The organism is Pseudoalteromonas sp. SR44-5, from assembly GCF_014163675.1.
Taxonomy (GTDB): Bacteria; Pseudomonadota; Gammaproteobacteria; order Enterobacterales; family Alteromonadaceae; genus Pseudoalteromonas; species Pseudoalteromonas rhizosphaerae.
In genome coordinates this window covers 1-7,503 of record NZ_JACJDT010000077.1, presented here as the reverse complement: position 1 = coordinate 7,503, position 7,503 = coordinate 1, and the positions used below count along the sequence as shown (strand labels likewise).

At 42.3% G+C, this 7,503-nt stretch carries 8 protein-coding genes; all 8 read right to left on the bottom strand.

What is annotated here, in order from left to right; genetic code table 11:
* Positions 1 to 133: 133 nt before the first annotated feature.
* The 8 genes from H5154_RS21955 to iscR all read right to left on the bottom strand — a co-directional run bounded on the left by H5154_RS21955 (position 134) and on the right by iscR (position 7,378).
* Entirely contained in the window at positions 134 to 1,561 is a 1,428-nt protein-coding gene (locus H5154_RS21955) for an NAD-dependent succinate-semialdehyde dehydrogenase (RefSeq protein WP_182719620.1), read from the bottom strand.
* A 442-nt stretch (positions 1,562 to 2,003) separates the two neighbouring features.
* Positions 2,004 to 2,342, bottom strand: coding sequence for an ISC system 2Fe-2S type ferredoxin (fdx, locus tag H5154_RS21950; protein ID WP_145236547.1), 339 nt, complete (start codon positions 2,340 to 2,342; stop codon positions 2,004 to 2,006).
* Positions 2,343 to 2,353: 11 nt separating this feature from the next.
* Positions 2,354 to 4,216, bottom strand: coding sequence for a Fe-S protein assembly chaperone HscA (gene hscA, locus H5154_RS21945; protein ID WP_145236544.1), 1,863 nt, complete (start codon positions 4,214 to 4,216; stop codon positions 2,354 to 2,356).
* Positions 4,217 to 4,267: 51 nt separating this feature from the next.
* Complete coding sequence (gene hscB, locus H5154_RS21940; RefSeq protein WP_182719621.1) at positions 4,268 to 4,795, bottom strand: co-chaperone HscB; 528 nt, start codon at positions 4,793 to 4,795, stop codon at positions 4,268 to 4,270.
* 92 nt (positions 4,796 to 4,887) lie between these two features.
* Complete coding sequence (iscA, locus tag H5154_RS21935) at positions 4,888 to 5,211, bottom strand: iron-sulfur cluster assembly protein IscA (RefSeq protein WP_145236536.1); 324 nt, start codon at positions 5,209 to 5,211, stop codon at positions 4,888 to 4,890.
* A gap of 10 nt (positions 5,212 to 5,221) precedes the next feature.
* On the bottom strand, positions 5,222 to 5,605 hold the full coding sequence (gene iscU, locus H5154_RS21930) for a Fe-S cluster assembly scaffold IscU (protein ID WP_145236533.1): 384 nt from the start codon (positions 5,603 to 5,605) through the stop codon (positions 5,222 to 5,224).
* A gap of 40 nt (positions 5,606 to 5,645) precedes the next feature.
* Positions 5,646 to 6,863 carry an IscS subfamily cysteine desulfurase gene (locus H5154_RS21925; protein ID WP_149980538.1) on the bottom strand — a complete coding sequence of 406 codons (1,218 nt, stop codon included), beginning with the start codon at positions 6,861 to 6,863 and terminating at the stop codon, positions 5,646 to 5,648.
* A 23-nt stretch (positions 6,864 to 6,886) separates the two neighbouring features.
* A complete protein-coding gene (gene iscR, locus H5154_RS21920) occupies positions 6,887 to 7,378 on the bottom strand; it encodes a Fe-S cluster assembly transcriptional regulator IscR (protein WP_145236527.1) in 492 nt (163 codons plus the stop codon).
* Positions 7,379 to 7,503 lie beyond the last annotated feature (125 nt).

Here is a 7,503-nt window from a genome sequence, read left to right as displayed (position 1 = left end):
GGTAAGCGGTAAGCGGTAAGCGGTAAGCGGTAAGCGGTAAGCGGTAAGCCAAAAATTTGAGCGTTGCAAATTATTATGTCAACACTTAAAAAGCACTCGGACAGCTTAAAACTTATAGCTTACCGCTCTAAAGCTAAATTTTCATACACACATATTTTTCTTCGAGGTACTCGTCGAGCCCTTGGTGGCCACCTTCGCGACCAAGACCTGACTGCTTAACCCCACCGAACGGTGCCACGGGGTTTGATATTAACCCTTCGTTAATACCTACCATGCCGTACTCTAACGCTTCGCTCACTCGGTATATTTGTTTCAAATCTTGGCTATAAAAATAAGCAGCTAAACCATAAGGCACATCGTTGGCCAGTGCTAAAACTTCAGGCTCTTCATCAAATACAATGATACTCACCACCGGGCCAAAAACTTCTTGATGGTAAATGTCCATCTCAGCAGTTACCCCATTTAAAATAAGCGGTGCTTGATAGTTACCACCAAGCTCAACATTATCACCTATTTGTACTGCACCTTTTGCTTTGGAATCTGCAACCAACTCTTGTACTTTTTGCTTAGCTTTAGGATAAATCAACGGCCCTATATCTGTTGCGTCATCAAGCCCATTACCGACTTTCAGTGCTGTAACTTTTTTAGCTAATTTATCGACAACTTGATCAAGCACGCTACGCTGCACAAAAATACGGTTAGCGGCGACACAAGTTTGCCCGCCATTTCTAAATTTTGCCCCCATAAGGCCCGTTACCGCTTCATCCAAATCGGCATTATCAAAAATAATAAACGGCGCGTTACCACCAAGTTCCATTGAAGTACGCTTAATAGTAGAGGCACATTGTGCAAGTAATTGCTTACCGACACCCGTTGAACCGGTAAAAGTGAACTTACGAACAAGTTCAGATTCAGTTAGTAACTCACCCACCATTTTAGCGTTTTCAGAGAGCAATACATTAAAAGCGCCTTTTTCAAAACCGGCTTGGTCAGCCAAATAAGCCAATGCTAAAGCACATAAAGGTGTATGTTCCGAAGGTTTTAGTACAAAGCTACACCCAGCGGCATAGGCTGGTGCAACTTTACGGGTAACCATAGCAATCGGAAAATTCCAAGGAGTTATGCCTGCAACCACGCCAATAGGCTGTTTAAAACTAGTTAAACGATGATTGTCATCAGTGGCGGGGATCACATCACCATAGCTACGTTTGGCTTGCTCTGCGTACCACTTAATAAACCCAGCCCCATATTCAACTTCACCAAGGGCTTCTTTTAATGGTTTACCTTGCTCTTTAGTCATTAATTCAGCAAGGGTTTGTTTATGCTGCATAACCAGTTCAAACCAACGCATTAATACATTACTACGCGTTGTGGCATTGGTGGCTTTGAGTTTAATAAATGCGCCGTGAGCGGCGTTGATGGCTTTATGAACCCCATCATCATCGATATCACTTACCATGATGATGCTTTGCTGTGTAGCGGGATCATCAACACTAAAGTGTTTTTCAGTGGAGTAAAACCCACCGTTAATGAAAGAGTCGTTAAATAGTAGATTATTCATAAAACCTCCAAAGCAATTATTACGGCATATAGCCAATGTTATGTTCACCACTGATAAGTGAAAGGTACGAGGTTAAAGGTTAAAGGCAAAGACTAGCTCCACCTAAAATCTAACATCTCAATACAACCGCGCGGCATAAAGCCGCGCCTACGCAAATTCAAACATTGATGCCAAACCCGTAGCCGCGTGAGCGTAAATGAGAAGACATACCCTTCACTTATCTCTAAAGCACAGCACTCTCTTAATCTCTTTGTGAATAAATCACTTAAATCTTTCGCGGCTAAAGCAGGCTCCTACGCAAATTCAAACATTGATGCCAAACCCGTAGGCGCAAGTTTACCTCGCGCAATTTTCCACCTTTATAAACAAAAACACCGCGTTCAAATTGAGCGCGGTGTTTTCTTTAAAGCTTAAGGCTTACAACTTATAGCTGCGCTTTAAATCAATGCTCTTCATTAACGATATTGAGATTGTACTTCGGTATTTCAACTATTAAGTCTTCATCACGGATTATTGCTTGGCAACCTAGGCGTGATTCAGGCTCTAAACCCCATGCTTTATCTAGCATGTCGTCTTCAAGCTCGTCGCTTTCATCAAGTGAGTCAAAACCTTCACGAATAACTAAATGACAAGTGGTACACGCACATGACTTTTCACAAGCATGTGGAATACTGATACCGTTTTTAAGTGCAACATTAAGAACTGTTTCACCACTTGGTGCATCAATTGCAGCGCCGTCAGGACATAATTCCGGATGGGGAAGAAAAATAATTTGTGGCATTCTAACCTCTTTTAAACGTTGTCTACTGACTGCCCTTGCAGTGCTTTTTTGATCGATGCATCCATTCTTAACTCAGCAAATTTACTGCTGGCGTTATCAACTTTCTCAATGGCTGCTTTTATTTGATTTGGCTCGGTAGCTGTCTCACGAACTGTAACTAGCTTCGCTATTTCAGCGTTCAAGTTAGTTAATTCATGTTCAGCAAGTAAAGCACTGTCTGTTGCTAATGATGCATAAAGTGCTTCGATAACACGCAATGCTTCAACTTGTTGCTCTTTGAGCATACGCGCTTGCATATCATCTTTGGCATTAGTCATCGACTCTTTAAGCATATTAGCTACTTGGTCATCTGACAAACCAAACGATGGTTTAACCTGGATTTCAGCTTGTACGCCAGTTGATTTTTCCATTGCAGATACGCTAAGTAAGCCATCGGCATCGACTTTAAAGGTCACACGAATATGCGCCGCACCGGCTGCCATTGGTGGAATACCTTTTAAGCTAAATTTAGCCAATGAACGGCAATCATCAACTAGCTCTCGTTCACCTTGCAATACATGCAGAGACATTGCAGTTTGACCATCTTTAAAAGTGGTAAACTCTTGTGCTCGTGCTACAGGTATAGTGGTATTACGCGGAATAATCTTTTCCACTAAGCCGCCCATAGTCTCAAGGCCAAGCGACAGTGGTAATACATCAAGTAACAACATGTCTGAATCAGGTTTGTTGCCCACTAACACATCCGCTTGTAATGCTGCACCAAGTGCAACGACACGGTCCGGATCAATAGAGGTAAGCGGCTCTTTATTAAAAAATTCAGCGACTTGGTTGCGTACGATTGGCATACGGGTTGAACCGCCGACCATAACTACTTGCAGTACTTCGTCATTTGTAATGCCAGCATCTTTAACTGCACGGCGACACGAACGGAGTGTTTTTTTCACCAGCACCATGGCTAGTTCTTCAAACTTTTCGCGAGTGACTTCAACCGTGTATTTTTCATCATCAAACTCAAGACCAACATTCACTTTAGCATATTGGCTTAGTGCTTCTTTACAAGCTTTAGCTTTATTAATAAATAAGCGTAATACTGATGGAGATAGCGTCATCACACCGGTTTCACGTTTAAAATGATCCACTAATAATGAGTCAAAATCATCGCCACCTAGGCTTGAATCACCACCGGTTGCCAGTACTTCAAATACACCTTGGTTTAAACGCAAGATTGAAATATCAAAGGTACCGCCGCCTAAATCATAAACTGCGATAATGCCTTCTTGGCCTGAATCCAAGCCATAAGCAACTGCGGCTGCAGTTGGCTCGTTTAATAAACGCAGTACATTAATACCAGCAAGCTCTGCGGCATCTTTGGTGCTTTGGCGCTGTGCATCATCAAAATAAGCAGGTACTGTGATCACGGCACCTAAAATATCTTGCCCTGCAAAGCTTTCTTCGGCGCGTTGCTTTAATGCTTTTAAAATATCGCTTGATGCGGTGATTGGGCTGATGTTGCCAGCCGCGGTGGTAATCGCTAATGCGCCATCATGCTGACAAAAATCATACGGTAATTGGCCGTAGCTTTGCTCTATTTCAGCTTGAGTTTTACCTAAAAAACGTTTAACTGAAATTAAAGTATTCACAGGATCTTGTGTTGCAGCTTGAGCGGCAAGTTCGCCTACTGTTATACCATCAGCGGCGTAACGTACAACAGACGGTAACATGGCTGCGCCATTAACATCGGTTAATGTACGGGCTTCGCCACTTTGTACTGTCGCAACAAGTGAATTGGTAGTACCAAGGTCAATACCAATTGCTAACTTATGTTCATGTGGTGCCGCGCTCTGCCCCGGCTCAGCAATCTGCAATAATGCCATAATGATCTTTAACTCTTGTTTGACTTACCAATGGTGCAGTAAGTTAGATAATTAATCGTCGAATAAACTGTCTTCAATACGCTCTAATTCATCTCGTAATTTATACACGAACTTTAATTTTCGAATGCTATCAGCGGCTAACTGCCATTGCTGCTCGTCATTACTTGCCAATTGCTCAGCAAGTTGCGCACTGTATTGAGTGTCTAGTTGTTTTATTTGCTTCTCGAACTGAGCAATCGCTGTGTCTGGATCATCGCTTGTGCTTAGCTCTTCAAGCTCTTCACGTAATTCCATTTGCTGCATTAAAAACAGTGGATCTTGTAGTGTTTGCTGCTCGGCACGAATATCAACACCCAATTCACTCAGCATGTATTCTGCGCGTTTTACCGGATGCTTTAAAATTTGTAAGGCATCATTAATTTCTGCGGTATTTTGTACGGCTAATAACTTATCACGGCTGCTGGCATTGGCATGGCGATCTGGGTGAACGGCACGCTGGAGTTCGAGGTAATTCTTAGTTACTTTTGCCAAATCTACATTGTAATCAACGGGTATCGCAAACAATTCAAAATAGCGCATAATTCCAACCATGCCAACAATCTATTGGCTTAAAATTCAGATAGAACAAAGCCCTACAGGTGCAGGGCTTAAGAGTACAATCACTTTATTGTTTATACTGTGAAACTTTCGCCACAACCACACTCATCAGCTTGATTTGGGTTAATAAATTTAAACCCTTCGTTCAAACCTTCTTTAGTGTAATCAAGCTCGGTACCATCAATATAAACTAAGCTTTTAGCGTCGACGATTACTTTAACCCCTTTAGATTCAAATACTTCGTCGCCTTCAGATAACTCGTCAACAAACTCAAGAACATATGCAAGACCTGAACAGCCCGTCGTTTTAATGCCTACGCGCAGGCCTAAGCCTTTTCCGCGATTTGCTAAAAATGATTCTACGCGGTTTACTGCCGCTTCTGTCAATGTCACTGCCATGATTTATCTCTTACTTCGCTTGTTTACTTTTGTAATCTGCAATTGCTGCTTGAATTGCATCTTCAGCTAAAATTGAACAGTGAATTTTCACTGGAGGCAATTCAAGCTCAGCACTGATATCAGTGTTTTTGATCATTGCAGCTTCATCTAATGTCTTGCCTTTAACCCACTCTGTTACAAGTGACGATGAAGCAATTGCGCTACCACAACCGTATGTTTTGAATTTAGCATCTTCAATTATGCCTGCAGCTGATACTTTAATTTGCAGCTTCATTACGTCACCACATGCTGGTGCGCCAACCATACCCGTTGCTACTGATGGATCATTTTTGTCTAATACACCTACGTTACGTGGGTTTTCAACATGATCGATTACTTTATCACTATACGCCATAATTCTATCCTCATTACCTGCTAGTGGATGTGCTCGTCAATTAATGATGAGCCCATTCAACTGAATCTAAATCAACACCCTCTTGATGCATTTCCCAAAGAGGAGACATCTCACGTAAGCGACCGATAGAGTTTTTCATTAAATTGACGGTATAATCAATCTCTTCTTCGGTGGTAAAACGACCAATACTAAAACGAATTGAGCTGTGTGCTAATTCATCGTTGCGGCCAAGCGCACGTAATACATAAGAAGGCTCTAAACTTGCTGAAGTACAGGCAGAACCTGATGATACAGCAATATCTTTAACAGCCATCAATAACGACTCACCTTCAACAAAGTTAAAGCTGATGTTAATTATTCCTGGTACTGATTGGTCCGGCGTACCGTTAAAGTACACTTCATCCATATCAGCCATAATGCCATCAATTAAACGCTTACGAAGCGCGCTGATGTGAGCATGATCTTTTTCGAAATCTTGTTTGGCAATTCTAAATGCAGCACCCATACCAACCAACTGGTGAGTCGCTAGCGTACCAGAGCGCATTCCACGCTCATGACCACCACCATGCATTTGTGCTTCTAAACGAGCACGCGGTTTACGGCGAACATACAATGCACCGATACCTTTCGGGCCATATACTTTGTGCGCTGAGAAAGACATAAAATCAACTTTAAGCTGTTGCACGTCGATTAAAACTTTACCGGCACTTTGTGCAGCATCAACGTGGAACATGATTTTACGTTCGCGACACATTTCGCCAATAGTCGCGATATCTTGAATTACACCTAGCTCGTTGTTTACATGCATAATGCTCACTAACACTGTGTCATCGCGCATTGTGTCGGCTAATTTTTGTAAATCAAGTAGGCCGTTTTCTTCAACGTCCATATAGGTTACTTCAAACCCTTGACGCTCTAGCTCACGACAGGTGTCGATCACTGCTTTATGCTCAGTTTTAGCGGTAATAACGTGCTTACCTTTCTTTTTATAAAACTGTGCTGCGCCTTTAATTGCAAGGTTGTTTGATTCTGTCGCACCCGAAGTGAAAACGATTTCACGTGGGTCTGCGTTAATTAAATCTGCGATATCAGTACGAGCTTGATCAATCGCTTCTTCAGCTTGCCAACCAAAACGGTGTGAACGTGATGCAGGGTTACCAAAATTGCCATCCATTGTTAGGCATTGCATCATTTCTTTTGCTACACGCTCGTCAACTGGCGTGGTTGCTGCGTAATCTAAATAAATCGGTAACTTCATTTCTTTCTCCGCTGGACGCCAACTTATAGTTGGCAGCTTACTTGAATATTTTCCAATTGCTTGAGTGCATTATTAACGCTGTTATCTTGGCGAGATGAAACTTCCTTCACATCTGACTTTTCCACCAATTCAGCAAGGGTAATACCGTTTAAAAAGTCTTCTATTCTGGTACTTAGATCAGACCATAAGGTGTGAGTTAAACACCGCATACCGCTTTGACAGCCGCCCGTTGCACCATGGCATCGGGTTGCATCTATTGATTCATCAACGGCGTTGATCACATCACCAACCGAAATTGCATGCGTTTCTCGACCGAGTAAATAACCACCACCAGGTCCACGCACTGAGCTGACTAAACCACTTTTACGTAACCGGGCAAATAACTGCTCTAGATACGACAAAGAAATTTCTTGTCGTTCTGAAATATCAGCAAGGGGAACTGGCCCTACATTTGTATGTAGCGCAACATCCAGCATCGCTGTGACGGCATACCTGCCTTTTGATGTTAACTTCATGGAGCCCCCGCACTAAAGAGTGCAAATTTTAATTACCAGAGTAAAATAGTCAAGTATTAAATAAAGTCTAGGTTCTAGGTTCTAGGTTCTAGGTTCTAGGTTCTAGGTTCTACAAAGTTTATATA